The 15,987-nt window shown below is 56.7% G+C and carries 18 protein-coding genes and 2 tRNA genes; 11 read left to right on the forward strand and 9 right to left on the reverse strand.

From position 1 onward, the window contains the following. Positions 1 to 16: 16 nt before the first annotated feature. The 3 genes from B5477_RS09815 to B5477_RS09820 are packed head-to-tail and all read right to left on the reverse strand — an operon-like array spanning position 17 to position 708. Complete coding sequence (locus tag B5477_RS09815; protein ID WP_079699522.1) at positions 17 to 331, reverse strand: hypothetical protein; 315 nt, start codon at positions 329 to 331, stop codon at positions 17 to 19. After that, positions 291 to 512, reverse strand: a complete 222-nt coding sequence (locus tag B5477_RS14905) for a hypothetical protein (RefSeq protein ID WP_143533584.1) — start codon at positions 510 to 512, stop codon at positions 291 to 293. Before B5477_RS14905 ends, B5477_RS09815 begins: the two co-directional genes overlap by 41 nt. Beyond that, complete coding sequence (locus B5477_RS09820; protein WP_079699523.1) at positions 502 to 708, reverse strand: hypothetical protein; 207 nt, start codon at positions 706 to 708, stop codon at positions 502 to 504. The genes B5477_RS14905 and B5477_RS09820 overlap by 11 nt, the downstream gene beginning before the upstream one ends. 128 nt (positions 709 to 836) lie before the next feature. Between B5477_RS09820 and B5477_RS09825 the strand changes: the two genes are divergently transcribed. Both B5477_RS09825 and B5477_RS09830 read left to right on the forward strand, forming a co-directional pair. Then, positions 837 to 1,634: a hypothetical protein gene (locus B5477_RS09825; RefSeq protein WP_079699524.1), complete on the forward strand. Its 798-nt coding sequence runs from the start codon at positions 837 to 839 to the stop codon at positions 1,632 to 1,634. Position 1,635: 1 nt separating this feature from the next. After that, entirely contained in the window at positions 1,636 to 3,168 is a 1,533-nt protein-coding gene (locus B5477_RS09830; RefSeq protein WP_079699525.1) for a recombinase family protein, read from the forward strand. Here the strand turns inward: B5477_RS09830 and B5477_RS09835 are convergent. After that, a tRNA-Met gene (locus B5477_RS09835) sits at positions 3,147 to 3,223 on the reverse strand. The two genes, B5477_RS09830 and B5477_RS09835, sit on opposite strands and share 22 nt — an antisense overlap. A gap of 203 nt (positions 3,224 to 3,426) precedes the next feature. On the opposite strand from B5477_RS09835, the gene B5477_RS09840 reads away from it, so the two are divergent. The 3 genes from B5477_RS09840 to B5477_RS09850 all read left to right on the forward strand — a co-directional run bounded on the left by B5477_RS09840 (position 3,427) and on the right by B5477_RS09850 (position 8,387). Then, entirely contained in the window at positions 3,427 to 4,842 is a 1,416-nt protein-coding gene (locus B5477_RS09840) for a tetratricopeptide repeat protein (RefSeq protein WP_079699526.1), read from the forward strand. A 193-nt stretch (positions 4,843 to 5,035) separates the two neighbouring features. Then, entirely contained in the window at positions 5,036 to 6,592 is a 1,557-nt protein-coding gene (locus B5477_RS09845; RefSeq protein ID WP_079699527.1) for a hypothetical protein, read from the forward strand. 400 nt (positions 6,593 to 6,992) lie between these two features. Further along, complete coding sequence (locus B5477_RS09850; RefSeq protein WP_079699528.1) at positions 6,993 to 8,387, forward strand: NCS2 family permease; 1,395 nt, start codon at positions 6,993 to 6,995, stop codon at positions 8,385 to 8,387. Between the two features lie 144 nt (positions 8,388 to 8,531). Here the strand turns inward: B5477_RS09850 and B5477_RS09855 are convergent, their stop codons facing one another. Beyond that, positions 8,532 to 8,948 (reverse strand): YjdF family protein, encoded by a 417-nt coding sequence (locus tag B5477_RS09855; RefSeq protein ID WP_079699529.1) that lies wholly within the window; start codon positions 8,946 to 8,948, stop codon positions 8,532 to 8,534. Between the two features lie 376 nt (positions 8,949 to 9,324). On the opposite strand from B5477_RS09855, the gene nhaC reads away from it, so the two are divergent. Next, a complete protein-coding gene (nhaC, locus tag B5477_RS09860) occupies positions 9,325 to 10,740 on the forward strand; it encodes a Na+/H+ antiporter NhaC (protein WP_242942179.1) in 1,416 nt (471 codons plus the stop codon). A gap of 17 nt (positions 10,741 to 10,757) precedes the next feature. Beyond that, the gene (locus tag B5477_RS09865) at positions 10,758 to 11,363 is read left to right on the forward strand and encodes an NAD(P)H-dependent oxidoreductase (protein ID WP_079699531.1); all 606 of its coding nucleotides are present in this window, start codon (positions 10,758 to 10,760) and stop codon (positions 11,361 to 11,363) included. Positions 11,364 to 11,403: 40 nt separating this feature from the next. Here the strand turns inward: B5477_RS09865 and B5477_RS09870 are convergent, their stop codons facing one another. Together B5477_RS09870 and B5477_RS09875 are read right to left on the reverse strand one after the other, a co-directional pair. Further along, complete coding sequence (locus B5477_RS09870; protein ID WP_079699532.1) at positions 11,404 to 12,039, reverse strand: CatA-like O-acetyltransferase; 636 nt, start codon at positions 12,037 to 12,039, stop codon at positions 11,404 to 11,406. 9 nt (positions 12,040 to 12,048) lie between these two features. Beyond that, the gene (locus tag B5477_RS09875; RefSeq protein ID WP_159448995.1) at positions 12,049 to 12,894 is read right to left on the reverse strand and encodes a PfkB family carbohydrate kinase; all 846 of its coding nucleotides are present in this window, start codon (positions 12,892 to 12,894) and stop codon (positions 12,049 to 12,051) included. A 190-nt stretch (positions 12,895 to 13,084) separates the two neighbouring features. Here B5477_RS09875 and B5477_RS09880 point away from each other — a divergent pair, with 190 nt between their 5' ends. Together B5477_RS09880 and B5477_RS09885 are read left to right on the forward strand one after the other, a co-directional pair. Then, on the forward strand, positions 13,085 to 13,849 hold the full coding sequence (locus B5477_RS09880; protein WP_079699534.1) for an exodeoxyribonuclease III: 765 nt from the start codon (positions 13,085 to 13,087) through the stop codon (positions 13,847 to 13,849). A 78-nt stretch (positions 13,850 to 13,927) separates the two neighbouring features. After that, positions 13,928 to 14,004 (forward strand) — tRNA-Val (locus tag B5477_RS09885). A gap of 41 nt (positions 14,005 to 14,045) precedes the next feature. On the opposite strand, the gene B5477_RS09890 is transcribed toward B5477_RS09885, so the two are convergent. Next, on the reverse strand, positions 14,046 to 14,339 hold the full coding sequence (locus B5477_RS09890; RefSeq protein ID WP_079699535.1) for a DUF4491 family protein: 294 nt from the start codon (positions 14,337 to 14,339) through the stop codon (positions 14,046 to 14,048). 112 nt (positions 14,340 to 14,451) lie between these two features. On the opposite strand from B5477_RS09890, the gene B5477_RS09895 reads away from it, so the two are divergent. Then, positions 14,452 to 14,892, forward strand: a complete 441-nt coding sequence (locus tag B5477_RS09895) for a hypothetical protein (protein ID WP_079699536.1) — start codon at positions 14,452 to 14,454, stop codon at positions 14,890 to 14,892. An 87-nt stretch (positions 14,893 to 14,979) separates the two neighbouring features. Then, positions 14,980 to 15,252 (forward strand): anaerobic ribonucleoside-triphosphate reductase, encoded by a 273-nt coding sequence (nrdD, locus tag B5477_RS09900; protein WP_079699537.1) that lies wholly within the window; start codon positions 14,980 to 14,982, stop codon positions 15,250 to 15,252. Between the two features lie 51 nt (positions 15,253 to 15,303). On the opposite strand, the gene B5477_RS09905 is transcribed toward nrdD, so the two are convergent. Further along, positions 15,304 to 15,924 carry a transglutaminase-like domain-containing protein gene (locus B5477_RS09905; protein ID WP_132083895.1) on the reverse strand — a complete coding sequence of 207 codons (621 nt, stop codon included), beginning with the start codon at positions 15,922 to 15,924 and terminating at the stop codon, positions 15,304 to 15,306. Positions 15,925 to 15,987 lie beyond the last annotated feature (63 nt).

Consider the following 15,987-nt stretch of genomic DNA (forward strand, 5'->3'; position numbering starts at 1 on the left):
TGTTTAGAATAGGCAACTACAGTTGCGCTAAATATAGGCCGTCTTGTCTGTCGTCTATCAATCCCGAAGCGATAAGGGCGCGAAGATAATCGGAAGGGTGAACGTCTTCTTCGTCCAGAAGGCGCAACACGGTTTCATCAAGCCTGGAAGCCTGGGCTATAACCCTTGAAGACAAATAGCCAATATGCCCGTCCGGTGCATTTTCAAGCGCCCAGAGCCACAAAGACAGGACGTGACCTAACATTTGTATGGGTGGAATATCCAGGCGTTCGGCGGATTCCAGAATCCTTCTATCGTCCCGCAAGCGCGGTGGGATTTTCAGATATTTCATTACGACCATTCCCTTCTATTTTTGTTTTCACCGCGCCATGTCCGGCCTTCCTCGTGGTCTTTTCAGACACTTCGCACAGGTACGCCTTCGCATTTCCGCCGGTAATAGCGCGCGCCAGAATTGCCGCCACGGCGTCCTTATTCACGCTTCCGGAACATTTCAAAATAATATTACTTGTCATGTCCGTCACCTCCCGCGACCGTCTGGCTATTTAACCAGAGCCAGAACGCTTCGCGCCGAACCAGAAGTTTCTTTCCGATCCTTACAGAAGGGAAATCGGGGGAGTGCATAAGTGCATAAGCTTTGTCGCGTCCAAACAGCCCGATATTCACAAGATCGGTGACACTATAGAAGTCCGGGTTCTTGTTCCTTTTCATATTTACACCACCTTGCTACTTTGTATTGCTTTTTCCTGCTTCGTATGGTATAATCTTATCGTAAATCAGATACCGTTTCACCTTTAAAGGTAAACTTAAAGGTATCTTTTTGTGAGAAAGGTGATAAAATGGCAAAACAAAGCGATATAATCGTCACGGACTACAAGGACGCTATATTCGTGTCGGTGAAGTATGAACAATATGAAATAGTGGATACAGGCGAAGGCGCGTATATTCGAGGGCATGGCGCCAAAAAGGAGGATAAACTAAAGGTTTATGATAAAACCGCCCTTGTATCGCTTCTCAACTTATGCGAAGACCTGGAAGCACTGATTGCAAAAAAAGAATGGTCCACTTGCGGAAATGCCGGTGAAAAGATGTCCCTTATGCGTATTTCTTTGGGTGAAGCTGGCGCCGAACGCGCGAACCTTATCCTGCACGACGGACAGTGTCGCGCCCGTGTTATAAAGTGGTGCAATCAGTACGGCCTTCCACTGGACGAAGAATCACCGGGAACCGGGTCCAGTTTGGAAAGATTCATTTTTTCTCTGTTGTATCTATCCACGAAGTTCCATGAACTACAAGAGGGATACCGATCCGACCGGGCGTTTAAATATGTGATGTCTGGAAGGCTTATCTATGACATTGACATAATCGAAGGTGTCCCGAAAATGTCGGTAGTATTTAAGTCCGTTGTCGAACTGGCACAGTTACAACTTGGCCTTTCTCTGATTAATGGAACCGGCGAAGACACCGTTATTCAATGCAAATGCTGTGGGCGGTGGTTTGTCGGCAATTCAAAAAGGCGTTACTGTGGGGACCCATGCACAAAGCAAAACGCCTATAAAAAAAGACAGTCCGACCAAAAAAAGGCGGACAGAAAACGGAACGGATTATTGACGTTCACTGTGAAACGGGGTGGGTGAAATGAGGGCGGTTGCATATTGCCGATATAGTACAGATATGCAGACGGAAAATTCGATTGCTTACCAGCTTGACAACATCAATAAACTATGCGCTTCGAAGGGTATGACCCTTGTAGACGTATACGCCGACGAAGCGAAGACTGGAAGCAACACGAACCGCGACGGCCTTCAAAGACTTCTATCTGACATTGGATCGGACAAGTTTGACTGTGTCGTCATTGATGATCAATCCAGACTTTCCAGAAGCGTTGTTGACTGGTTCACCCTTCGCGAATTGTTACAGCGCGCGAATAAACCTCTTTTCAGTTGCGCGGAAAAACTGGAAGATTATGACGTCAATCCCTCGGCCTTCCTTTCCGAAGGCATTAAGGCTATGTTCAATCAGCAATTTCTTTATGACACTCGGCGGAAGGTTATCGCCGGACAGACCGTTCGCGCAAAAGAAGGAAAGTTCTGTGGCGGCCTTCCTCCGCTTGGATATGATGTCGAAAACGGAAGCTACTTCATAAACGAAAAGGAAGCGGCCGCTGTGCATGAAATATTTGAACTGTACGCTTCCGGAAGAAGCTATTCGGATATTGTCGACTATTTGGCTGATCATGGTATTAAAAGCAAGCGCGGGAAGCCGATCGGCAATAATGCAATCTTTCAGATACTTCGGAACGAGCGATATACCGGCCTTTATACCTGGAATAAACGAAAAGTAAAATATCTGGGGAAGTGGGCCGGCGGCGGTGAAAATCCAAATATGGTTATTATAGAGAATGCAGTTCCGGTTATTATAGAAAACGACTTATGGGAAAGGGTGCAAAAAAGAATGGACGCGAATAAACACAATACCGTAAATAAAAGCCGTTGCCGAAGGGAGTATATCCTTTCCGGTCTGCTCCGTTGTGCTCAATGCGGCGGCGCCTTCGTGGGGACAACGACAACAAACAAAAAAGGAGTAGAATATAAATTCTACTCTTGTGCAAATAAAAAACGGCTCCATACCTGCACAGCTAAAAACATAGCCGCAAACGATATAGAGCCGCTGGTTATGAATATTTTAAAAAATGAGATTTTAAACGACGAAATGATCGGGAAGGTTGCCGACCTCATTCTTTCCAGTGCTAAAAGCGCTAAGGGCGATCAGGAAGACTTGGCGAAAAAAGAACTGGCGTCAGTCCAGACGAAAATCGACAATATTCTAAAAGCTATTGAATCTGGAATTATGAATGAATCTGTAACCGAAAGACTGGCAGACCTGGAAAAGGAAAAGAAAGTCCTGGAAACAAAAATCAGCCTTTTTAAGCCATCTGTTTCAGTTACGCGGGATCAGCTTATTAAACAGCTTCATGAAGACGCAAAGGTTCTATGGGAAGGCCGTGACACCGCCGCAATTCGGGACGTATTGAAGGAATACATTGTAAGGATCGACGTCGGCGACGACGAAATAACAATTCATGCGGTAAATGATCTTGCAGAAAAAGAACAAACCGCCGGAAATGAATCCGACGGTTTGAACACAAGTGGTTGCGGAGGCAGGATTTGAACCTACGACCTTCGGGTTATGAGCCCGACGAGCTACCGAACTGCTCCACTCCGCGATATCTGCCTCTTTTTGAGTGCTTAGTTATTATAGCATATCTGATTTTATATTGCAAGGGGATATTAAAAAAAATTTACGGGGCGTATAACTTCCGTCAAATCGAATGTTGCGCGAGCCTTTTTGATACGGTATAATAAGCTCATATCATCTGCCAAAATTTGTAACAGATGACGTAAAAAGGAAGAATGGGGGACTTCTATTATGTCCATGCACGAAATCGAAAGCCTGGTGGAGTACAGCGTTCTGGCGGTGGCCGCCGCCGATCCCGTTCCGAAGGAGGCGCGGGATATCGTTCACAGTCTGTACCTTTTGCAGGATCAATTCGACTGCGGCTATACCCTGCTGCGTACGCAGCAGGAACTGGAAAAGCTAAACTACCTCTTTATGCTGCCGCCGGAAAACCTGCCGGAACCGGAACGCGGTGAAGCCATGGCTTTGCGCGGCGAAGGAGGGTTTTTCGGCAAGTCGTCTACTTATTATTATCAGAAAGCGGGCCGCGCCTGCGTGACGGCCGGAAGCCCGCTTTGGGAAAAGCTCTGCCAAAACGGCACCATTACGGGCGAGGGGGCGCGCCCGGTACATGAACTGCCGCTGCTGGAGCTGGCCCATCTGACGGTTCCCCTGCTGCGCTTTCTGGATCAGGAAATCCGTATGCAGGCGCAGGGGCTGTGGTATACCCTCTTCCCCGTCTTCTCCCTGATCATGCTGGACGAAGAGGACGATGAAACCTTAAAACAGGTGCTCGCGCTGCGCGATCTGCTGGCGACGCCCGAAGCCTTTTCGTTCTGTGAAGAGTCTCCCGATATCGAGGATGAGATGGATGCCGAATGGTTCGCCCCTTATCTGGAATGGCGGCAATCGGGCGGCGTGGTCAACGATCAAGAGCGCCGGGAGAAAATCATGCAGCTGCTTGGGCAGCAGGACTTTCGCGCGGCCTGCGCGTTGGCCGACGGCCTGCTGGACGATCAGGAGCGCCTCTACTTTCGCGCGGTCATTTCGCTCAAATATTACCAATCCCCTGTCCTCGCCGGCGGGAAACGCCCTCCCGACACCGACGCCTTCGGGCTGCTTTCCCTGCCCGAGACCCGGGAGGCGCTCGCCTCGCTGATTGGAAAGCTCACGGGGCAGGATTGGGGACTGGGCCTGAGCCTGGCCTGCTGCGACTTCCTGCTGGACGGGGACTACGAAAAGGCATTCGGGGTGATGGCCCGTGCTTTTGAAAAGGAGCTTTATAAGGTGCTGGAGACAAAGACGGACGAACGTGACCGCCAGTTTTTTAGCGCACTGTACGCGCTGACGTTCTACCAGGCGGTCGACCTGAACCTGCCGGCGCAAAAAGATGAGAAGCGCCGGCTGATGAAAGCCAGGGCCGGCACGCTTCTCTCCTTGCCCGAAGCGAAGGAGGCCTTTCTCGGGTTGCGGGGCAAAAAGCCGGAATCGGACTGGAGCTGCCTGTATAACTGCGCCATCTGCTGCATTTTGATGGGGGATGGTGCCGAAGCGCGGACGTATTTCGAGCAAGCCGCTCAGCTCAATCCCAATAATCCCGCGATCCCCATGGCGCTGGATCAGCTTGACCAGACCATGCAAGGGCGCTCCCCCTGGGAAGAGGACTAAGCCGCGCCGGAAGCGCTCGCAAGGAAGTGCTGGGAAACGGCATGAATACCGGCTTTTTGCAGCAGTCATAAATTTGGTCACAATTTTGGTTAGATATTTTCTGTTTTGTGACTGCCGTATGACCCATCCATGGCATACTGGTATCATCAGGTAAAGAGTTACAGTATTTTATGGATATAGGGTGGGATTCACAATGAAGAAAAACAATCGCAGAATCGCCGAGGCTACCGCTTCCCTGCTGCTTTGCATGGCGATCCTCCTCACCGGCGTGAGAGCCGAGAACCTTCAGGGCGCGCGCAAGGTGATCCGTACCGCGGCCGCTCCCGCTTCCAAACACGTTTCCCTCCCCACCGAGGAGCTGTCCGAGGAGCGCATCCCGCTGGCCAGCCCCGAGGAAGTATTCGGCCAGAACGCCGCTTCTTCCGCTCCGGTCGTTACGATCCCCGAGACCGCCGTCCCGGCTGCCGCGTCCATCACCACCCAGGATGATACCGACGATGACGATTCTGCCACGGCCAGCGCGCCGAAGGCTTCCAGCCGTACTTCCAAGCCGAGCTCCTACTGGGGCGAGACCACCCCCTCCCGCAAGTCCTCCGGCAACAGCTCCAACACCACCGGCACCGGTGATCTCAGCGGCAATGATGACAACGCCAATGACGGCAATAATGAAGACAGCAAGCCCGTGCCCCCCGTGGCCAAGCCGGACGGCAACGACGACAACAAACCGGGCGACAACGACAATAAAGAAGACGACAAAAACGACGAGAAGGATCCCACCATCGGCGACACCGGTTCGGAGAACGATCCCGGCACGGATGACAACGACCCCAGCACCGGCGACAACGACAAAGACCCCGATACCGGAGACAAGGACCCGGGTGCCGATCTGACCAGCACCGTGGCCATCAAATGGCTCGGCAACACAAACGACCTGCTCGGCGAGTTCTATGCGCTGGATTCCGCCAAGGAAAAGCAGGAGCTGCTGGGCATCAAAGACAACAATTTCTCCAACGACAGCTTCCGCAGAAAGCTGCACCGCGAAAACGGCGACAGTTGGGAGAAGCTCGAGAGCGAGATCGTCGCCGCCACCCAGTATCAGCAGGGCAGGACCATGTACGTGCAGCCCTACCTGATCAACCGCAAGGGCAGCCAGTTCGACGTTGTGATCTATGCCAACACCTCCACGGACGCCATCGGCCAGTGGACCACCAACCTGATCTACGACTCCGACAGCGAAATCTGGTATGAATACGTCAAAAAGCACCCCTACAACAACAGCCGCGAGGCCTATAAGCTCAACTATGCCAACAACATGAGCTGGAGCGAGCTGAGGGACGAGATCCTCAGCGATGAAAACTGGGTCGCCATCGACGGCTCCGCCGCCCAGCCCGCCGTGCTCTCCATGAGCCGCTCGATCGTCGCTTTGAACGCCACCCCCATCGACCAAGAGGAGATCACCATCGGCGCCTCTGAAGAGGCCGGGGAGATGGAGGAAACCATCGACGAAGTTGAGGAAGAGACCGAGTCTGAAACCGAAGAGGAAGAAGACGAGGATTCCGAGGACGAGGACGAAGCGCACAAAATCGGTTCGATCGTCGCCATCCCCGAGGAAGAGACCGGATCCCCTGTGATCGAGGAAGAAGAGGCTACAGAGCAGGAAGACGAGCAGACCGAGGAAGAGGAAGCGACCGATGAGCCGGAGGAGACCTCCAGCGAGGAGGACGCCCCCTCTGACGAGACCGAAGAATAAAGATTTCAAGACTGCCCGGCAGCGCTGCTGCCGGGCAGTCTTTTCGTTTGCCGCCGCATGGCGGCAGGTAGCTTTTTGGGCAAAAAGACATTTCCTTCTTGTGCAAAATCAGGGCAAAAGCGACAAAAAGTCATATCCAGTTTACAAAATATTAAAATTTACCTTGTATTTCGCCGCCTGTTCCCCTATAATCATAACGTAACAGCAAAATAAATCAGGCGCTCACTCGTATGGATTCGCAGAGAGGGTCCGCTGGCTTTCGGCAGCCGGAATTCCTCTGCACGACGGGGCCCGGCGGTATCCTGCCAAAACCGGGCTTCTCCAGTCATGGAGGGAACGGTCTTTTTTATTTTGCAGGGGAAAAAGAAAATCGGAGTAGAAAGAGGAGGAGTCTAAAAACATGCTCGAACGTTTCTTTGGTCTTAAGGAGCACGGCACCACGGTGAGAACCGAGATCATCGCCGGTATCACCACCTTCGTCACCATGGCCTACATCATCTTCGTCAACCCGAATATGCTCTCCACCGGTGCGGCGGCAACCGGATCGGACCAGCAGGCGGTCTTCAACGGCGTCTTCTTCGCCACCTGCCTTTCCGCCTTCATCGGCACCGCGCTGATGGGCCTGCTCGCACGGGTCCCCTTCGCGCAGGCGCCCGGCATGGGGCTCAACGCCTTCTTCACCTTCACCGTCATGATCGGGATGCAGATCGCCTATCCCCAGGCGCTGGCCATCGTGTTCATCTCGGGCTGCCTGTTCATCATCATCACCGTCTTCGGCCTGCGTGAAGCGATCATCCGCGCCATCCCGAAGAACATCCGGATCGCCATCAGCGCCGGTATCGGCCTGTTCCTGGCCTTCGTCGGACTGCAGGGCGCGGGGCTGGTCGCCAACAGCGATTCCACCCTGGTCAATCTGGTCGACTTCTCCAAGATGAGCGACCCCGAAATGCGCACCACCGTCATCGGCGCGATCATCGCCTTCCTGGGGATCGTGATCATCGCGGCCCTCTCCAAGCTGAACGTCAAGGGCTCGATCCTCATCGGGATCGTGGTCTGCACCATCCTGGGCATCCCCTTCGGGATCACCCAGCTGCCCGAAAACTTCACCATGAATTTCGGCCAGCAGTTCCACGACTTCACCACCACCTCCTTCCTGGCGCTCGACTTCGGCGGCCTGTTCGCCAACACCACCAGCGTGATCGAGGGAGTCTTCACCATCACCATGATCGTCATCTCCTTCTCGCTGGTTGACATGTTCGACACCATCGGCACCCTGCTGGGCACCGCCCGCAAGGCCGGCATGCTGGATGACAACGGCCAGATGCCCCGCATGAAGCAGGCCCTGCTCTGCGACGCGATCGCCACCACCTCGGGCGCCCTGCTCGGCACCTCCACCGTCACCACCTACGTCGAGTCCACCGCCGGCGTCGCCGAGGGCGGACGCACGGGGCTGACCGCCTGCACCACCGCGGTGCTCTTCCTGGTGGCCTGCATCTTCGCCCCGGTGGTCGGGATCATCCCGGGAGTCGCCACCGCTCCGGCGCTCATCTACGTCGGCGGCCTGATGATCTCCTCCATCAAGGATTTGGAGACCGAAGACATGTCCGAGGCCATCCCGGCCTTCCTGTGCATAGCGCTCATGCCGCTGACCTACTCCATCGCCAACGGCATCGCCTTCGCGCTGATCTCCTACGTGCTGATCAAGCTGATCTCCGGCCAGTTCAAGGACATCCGCGTCATCACCGTGGTGCTCAGCGTGCTCTTCGTCATCCGCTACCTGCTCATGTCCCTGTAAGGACGGCAAAACGTAACTTTGGCAGCCCGGGCCGTTGGCCCGGGCTGTTTTTTATTGCGGGGGCGCATTTAACGAACCCATGCATATCCGCTTTCTCACCGAAAGGGCCGCGGGAAATTCCCGCGGCCCTTTCGGTTTTGGGGCTCAGTGCCCCCGGTGTTTTTCTTTTTTGCGTTCCTTGCGAAGCTCGTACTGGCGCTGCCTGTCTTCCTCGCGCCGGCGCTTGCCGTTTTCTTTGCGCTGCCGGACGCTCTCCTCGTGCAGCAGGGCGAGCGCCTGCTGCGCCTTGGTGCCGCTGCCGGAGCGTGCCAGCTGGCGCGCGGCCTCACGCTGGGCACGCTTGGGATTTCCCGCGCGGGCCCCCTCCTCCCCCGCCGCGACGGGCGGACTGAAGCGAAGGGAGCGCCAGCCGCGCAGGAAATGCTCGTACACCGTGTAGTCCTTCGGCTCAGCGCCGAAGACCACCCGCGCCGCGGTGAGCCGTCCCTCCTGCCGGCGCTCGAACACGCCGACCCAGAACGGGTCCTCGAAATAGACCGTCAGCCGTACCTGCAACCTCATATTCAGTTCCTCCTATATGATTCCTACAGAGAACGGACAACCCTAGGAGGCAGGTTACTGACCGCTATTGCGGCGCCGGACTACCAACCGGCTTACGTGTTTTTATCTCTGCTGTTCCATTCTATCCCTTTTGTCCGCCTGTTTCAAGCGTCTGTTTCTCACTTTTCGTTCACAGTTCAGCCCGTTTTCACTAATCCATAGCCAAAAGTTCAAAGAGAATTTCGATTTGCGCGGCGGCCTCTTTCGCGATATAATAACTACTGACCTGCCTGCAACGGACAATTATGTGAATTCTTATGTCCGTGACGCCTGGCGCTCGCCCTGTCCGGGCGAAGGCTCGCGCTCCGCTGGCCACACATAGATGGGAAGTGTTAACTTGAAGGAAAGGATGCCCAGGAAGCCTAAATTTCATGAGGCGCTGATCACCGTCGGCTGCCTCGCCGTCATCATGTTTTTTGCCATCGTCGTCTTCGACGCCTCGCCGCATATCCCCATGCTGCTCGGCTGCGCCATCGCGGGGCTGGTCGCGCTGAAGGCCGGCTTTCGCTGGGAGGAGATCCAGGAGGGGATGCTCGGCGGGATCACCCAGGCCCTCGAATCGCTGATCATCCTCATGCTCATCGGGGTGCTCATCGGCGTCTGGATCGAGGCGGGCGTGGTCCCGGCAATGATTTATTACGGGCTGCGGCTCCTCTCCCCCCGCTTTTTCCTGGTGGCGACCATGGTGATCTGTTCGATCATCTCGATGGCGGTCGGCTCCTGGGGCACGGCCGGGACCATCGGTCTGGCCTTCATGGGAATCGCCCATGCGATGGGCATCCCCGCCCCCCTGGCGGCGGGAGCGGTCATCTCCGGCTCCTACGTCGGGGACAAACTCTCCCCCCTCTCGGACACCACCAACCTCGCCTCGGCGGTCACCGGGGTGAATGTCTTTGACAACGTGCGGCATATGTTCCCGGTCGCGGGCAGCGCTTATCTGCTCGCCGCGGGGATTTTCACCGTGCTTGGGCTGCGCTATGCCGGTTCCGATCCGGCGGTGCTGGAGAACATCCACGCCCTCTCGGATTCGCTAAACGGGCTCTTTGTGATCAGCCCGCTCTCCTTCCTGCCGCTCGTGCTGCTGGTGGTGTGCATCCTTTTGAAGGTGCCGGCCATCCCGAGTATCGGGGTGGGGATCCTCGCCGCGGGGGTGCAGGGCGTGCTCACCCAGCACGTCCCGATAAAGGGGATGTTCGAGGCCGCCTACGGCGGGTATCTCAGCCAGACCGGGAACGAAATGGTGGACGGGCTGCTCAGCGCGGGCGGGCTCGAGGCGATGATGTTTTCGGTCTCGATGATCATCACCGCCATGATGTTCGGCGGGATCATGGAAAAGACCGGGCAGATGGAAGCGCTGATGGCCCCGCTCATGCGGCATGTGCACAGCTTCGGCGGGCTCGTCGCCACCACGGTGGCCACCTGCTTTGCAGTCAACCTGGTGCTGCCCGAGCAGTATATCTCGATCGCCATTCCCGGGCGGATGTACGCGCAGGAATATGATAAACACGGCGTCTCCCGCCGGGAGCTGACCGTCTCCCTGGGGGCGGGCGGGGCGGCGACCTCGGCGCTCGTGCCCTGGAACACCTGCGGGATGTTCATGCTCAGCGTACTGGGGGTGTCGGCCTTCGCCTACGCGCGCTACGCCTTCTTTAACCTGCTCATGCCGTTTTGCGCCATCCTGGCCGCCTTCCTCTTCAAGCGCAAAACGCCCTATCAAAATATGAACCCGCAAACACAGCAAGAAACGCTTTAGCAGAAAGGACGCAACATATGGAACCGATCCTGTTTGTCAACGCCTGCGTACGGGGGGAACAGTCCCGCACCCTGCGCCTTGCGCGGCATTTCCTAAAAACATACGCCGCGCTGCATCCGGACAAGGAAATCTATGAGCGCGACTTGTGCGCCCGGCGCCTCGAGCCGCAATACCCCGAAGTGCTCGCCGAGCGGGACCGCCTGTGGGAGGCCGGGAAGTTTAGCGATCCGCTCTTCGACGAGGCACACCGCTTTGCAGAGGCGCACAAGATCGTTGTTGCCGCACCCTTTTGGGATCTCAATTACCCCGCGATCCTCAAAATTTATCTTGAACGGATTTCGGTGTGCGACATCACCTTCGGCTACGACGATGCGGGGCAGATGAAGGGGCTCTGCCAGGCGGGCGGTCTTCTGCTGATCACCACCCGGGGCGGCGACTTTTCGCTTCCGGGGAGCTCCTGGATGGAGATGGGCGCGCGCCACCTCGAGGCGCTGTGCGCCATGTACGGGATCGGGCGCTTTCATTTGCTTGCCGCCGAGGGGCTGGACGACATAAGCCTCGATGCCGAAGCGCTGCTGCACGCGGCGATGGAGCGCGCGGACGCGCTCGCTTGCCAGTTTTAGTAAAAGAGCGCCCCGGGCCGGACGGCCCGGGGCGCTCTTTTTATTCCAGCAAGCGGGCGGCACAGTCCTCCAGGCCCTCGAAGAAGCGGCTGATCTGCACCCCGTCGCTGACGCCATGGGAAAATTCCCCGCTCACCGGGATCAAGGTTCTCTCCCCCTCCCGATAAAACTTCCCGAAGACGACGAAGGGGGTAAGATCCTCCTTTTGGTCCCCGAAAAACTGAAAGGAGGAAAACCGGGCGCCCGGCATGGCGCTGATCCCGACGATGTTTTTCGGCAGTACCTCGTCACAGATTAGCCGTCCACAGGTTTCCCCCCGCTCGCTGTCCTCCAGAAAGCGGCGGTAAAACTCCGTAAAGTCGGGCGCGTATTCGGTATACTTCATTGAAAAGAGATCGCCATTGTCCCTTCTGGGCAGGGTGTAAAAGGGATGGAGCACGTCCCAGATCCCGATGTTATGGTTCTCGTCGTACCCGTAGCGGTATTCCTCGTGCGAATTGACCACCCGGCAGACACAGTAAATCAGCGCCGGGTAGAGCCGTAGCCCGCGCTTTTTCAGCGCCGCGCGCAGCTCTGTGATGTCCATCTGCACCGTGATGTAGATTCCGGTGCGGTGGAAGGCTTCATAGATTTCCCGGCGCTCCCAGCGCTCGTAGTCGATCGTTTGAAAAGCCATCGTTCCCTCCTAGAGAAGCGGCATCGGGTGGCCGATCGCTCCCTGCAGCCCGCAGATTTTTGCCGCGAAGCGCGCCCCCGCCTGCAAGGCCTTGCGATAGATCGCCTCGCCCTCAAGCCCCGCCTTGACCCCGGCGGCGTATTCCAACAGAAACGCGGTGATGAAGGAGTCCCCTGCCCCCATGGTGTCCACCACCTCGGCCTTTTCGGCGGGCTGGCGGTAAAACGAATTTCCATCGAAGAGCAGCGCCCCCTCGCTCCCGCGCGTGGCCACCGGCACCGGACACCCCAGCGCGTGCAGCTCCCTTAAAAACGCCTCGGTCCGGGACCAGTCCATCCCGGAGCAGGAGACGAAACCAAAGTCGACATGCGGCGCGACCCTCCGGAGATGCCCGGGCGTGTACCGGTCTGAAAAGTCGTAGGAGAGGGGCACCCCGGCGCTGTGCAGCCGTTCGATCTCCCTCTCGGGCAGCCGGGAATTGATCGAGGCCGAGATGACGTCGAATCCGCGGATATACCGCATGTCCTCCCCGGTGAGCCGGATCGGGAAGCGTCCGGTCACCCCGCCGTCATTAAATTCCCCGAACACGCGGTCCCCGTTTACCAGCGTGACTATCGCATAGCCGTTTTCGCCCTGCTCATGGCGGCAATGGGAGATCTCCACCCCTTCTTTTCGCAGGACCTCCTCGTTGGACCTGGCGGCCCCGTCGCTGCCGAATACGCCGAGAAAGGCGCTTTGCGCCCCGAGCCAGCGCGCATAGACGGCGACATTGAGCTCGTTCCCGCCGGGGTACATCACCCCGAGCGCGGGGTACTTGTCCACCACATTGAGCCCAACCGCAATCAGCTTTTCCATCTCTATAACCATTCCTTTCCCGGGAATTTAAAGAAAGATCATCTGCTCCCATCCTAACGCCCGCCGGCATCATTTTCAAGGGGAAATTTCCTTTACCGGCTGACGAATCTATGATAAGATACCCTTGATGGCAATTTCTCGGGATAAACCGGCCGTCCCGGTTTAAGTCTTAAAATAAAGGAGCTTTTCCATGAAACTGATTTCCTGGAACGTCAACGGCCTGCGCGCCTGTGTGGGCAAGGGCTTTGAAGATTTCTTCACCGCGTCCGGCGCCGATTGCTTCGCGGTGCAGGAGACCAAGCTGCAACCCGACCAGATCGAGCTCGTGCTCCCCGGCTACGAGCAGTACTGGAACAGCGCCGAGCGCAAGGGCTACTCCGGCACCGCAGTGTTTTCAAAGCACCCGCCGCTGTGGGCCGGCTATGGGCTCGGCATTTCTGAGCACGACACCGAGGGGCGGGTCATTGCGCTGGAATACAAGGATTTTTATTTCGTCACCGTCTACACCCCCAACGCCCAGCGCGGGCTGACCAGGATCGACTACCGCATGCGCTGGGAGGACGCCTTCCGCGCCTATCTAAAGGAGCTGGACGCAAAAAAGCCGGTCATCGTCTGCGGGGACATGAACGTGGCCCACAACGAGATCGACCTCAAAAACGCCAAGTCCAATGTGGGCAACGCCGGCTTCTCCAACGAGGAGCGCGGCAAGATGACCGAGCTGCTGGAAAGCGGCTTTTGCGACACCTTCCGCGCCCTCTATCCCGATAAGACGGGCGCCTACACCTGGTGGTCCTATATGTATAACGCCAGGGCCAACAACGCCGGATGGCGGATCGACTACTTCCTGGTTTCCGAGCGGATCCGCGGCTGCGTCAAGGACCATATCATCCATCCCGAGGTCTTCGGAAGCGATCATTGCCCGATCGAACTTTGCCTGGAGGGGTTGGAATTTTAACCCTTTTTTGCTCCAAAAATTTGCCCGAGGACTAGACAAGCCCGCGCCTTTGTGCTATAATAATTTTTGTTCTGATCCGGAGGCGTAGCTCAGCTGGTCAGAGTGCCTGCTTCACACGCAGGAGGTCCGCGGTTCGAGCCCGCGCGTCTCCACCACATAAAAAAACGACTTGTTTTGACAAGTCGTTTTTTTGTTTCTAGCCCCGCTTCTTTCGATTGGGGTTTTCCGGGAACCAGCCCCGCTCCACCCGCCTGCGCTGCTCCCTGAGCTCGCCGATGCTCCACAGGCAGGTGAAGCCCAGCACTCCCAAAGTGGACGAGACGATCACAGAATCCGGCAGCAGCGAGAGCAGCAAAAAGCCGATCCCCGCCGCCAGGAACGCCGGCCAGACGCGCGCCCCAAAATAGTACTCGCACTTGATGACGACCGGATGGAACAGCCCGATGATCGCAAAGGACATCAGCCCAATCAGAATTCCGTTCAAACGCATATCAAATCCCCCTTTGCCAAAGTATATGCCCCCGCAATGCCTGTTTTTCGTCACCGGGGCGTTAAAAGCGGAATACACTGGTAATAAATCCAGGAAAGGGCGGCGATGGCTTATGGAACAGCAGACGGCGGATTCCCTGCTCGAAGAACAGCTCCCGGTGCTGGACAAGGCAGCAATGTTCATTTTGATCACCATTGCCGCCGTGACGCTTTCTTTTTACGGCGTGCTCATCCAGCGCAAACAGCTCACCGATGCCGCGGCAGGGCGGGAAACCCCCGAGGCCTGCCAGCTCTTCAGCGTACAGACGGTTTCCGCCGTACTGGTCCTCGCGGCGGTGCTCTACTACTTCTATCTTACCGGCCAGGCGGTGAAGGGCCCCTTCGATTCCCCCTGTGACAAGAAGCTCAAATCCCTGAACCACTTCTCCAACGGTCTGGTCCTCGGAGCGGCGATGATCCGCCTATACAACCTGTTTTTCTCCCGCGCCATCGCTCCCTGCGAGGGGACGCAAGAGGCCGCCGAAGAGGAACTGGAAAATTCCCTTCCCGTTTAGGGCAACAAGATATAGATTACCGGTTGCTTTTTAAATCTATATATGGTATATTGATACCATCAAATTGAGACAAAGGTGGTATACAATATGGAGCAGATCAACATCACAGGCGGCAGCCTTTCACAGCAGGAAATTGACGCCTACCTCGCGCACATCCGCGCTCAGAACCCCGGGCGTACCATCGACACCGTCGACATCGAGCTGGACGGCGAATACGTCAACCTAAGCTACAAGCTGGCGCCCGTGCCCTATGAGAGGATTCGGCGGATCACCGGATACCTGGTGGGCACGCTGGACCGCTTCAACAACGGCAAACGCGCCGAGGAGCGCGACCGGGTCAAGCACAGCGTCGCCATCTGAAAATCCAAAAAGGGCTCCGTACCGAAAAGTACGGAGCCCTTTTTCCATCAATCAGTATTTTATGTACCGGTCCCCGACCTCGCCATAGGTCTTGCAGAAGACCGAATAGGCCGGCAGCCCGGCCGCCGTGAGGTCCTGCTCGAGCTGCGGGTCGAACAGGTAGGTGGTCCCCCCGATGTCGGCCTCGGCCCATTTATGGTAGGCATAGCCGCCATTGGCGCTTCCGGTTTCGCCCTCCACCAGCCGCGCGTCGATCCCCAAAGTGCGCAGCATGACGATCAGCGCCGAGGCGTATCCGTTGCAGTACCCGACCTTGGAGGTGAGCGCGACGGCCGCAAAGCCCTCGACCTCGCCGCAGTCATAATAAATATCCGCGCAGGTGGTGTCCCCCGCCTCCACGTTGAGGTAGCGCATCTGGTTGCCGTAGGACATGTTCTCCACCAGATAATCGTAGCAGGCCGCCACCTTATCGTAGGTGCCCATCTCCTCGTCGCAGAGCTCGTCCATCGTCTCTTCCACCAGTTCCCCGAGCTCCTCAGACTGCAGGCTCTGCGGCTCCAGCTCCGCGCCGTCCAGCACTTCCTGGGCATCCGTACCCTGTGCGAAGGCGCCGGCCGCCGTCGAGAGGGCGAGCGCCAAGGATAAAAGCAGGGTTCCCGCTTTCTTTCGCAAATTCAATCACCACGCAACAAAATTCTTTTCCATACCTTGTCCATTATACGAAGCGTGCCGGAA

Origin of the sequence: Provencibacterium massiliense (assembly GCF_900169495.1) — a bacterium.
Lineage (GTDB): Bacteria > Bacillota > Clostridia > Oscillospirales > Ruminococcaceae > Harryflintia > Harryflintia acetispora.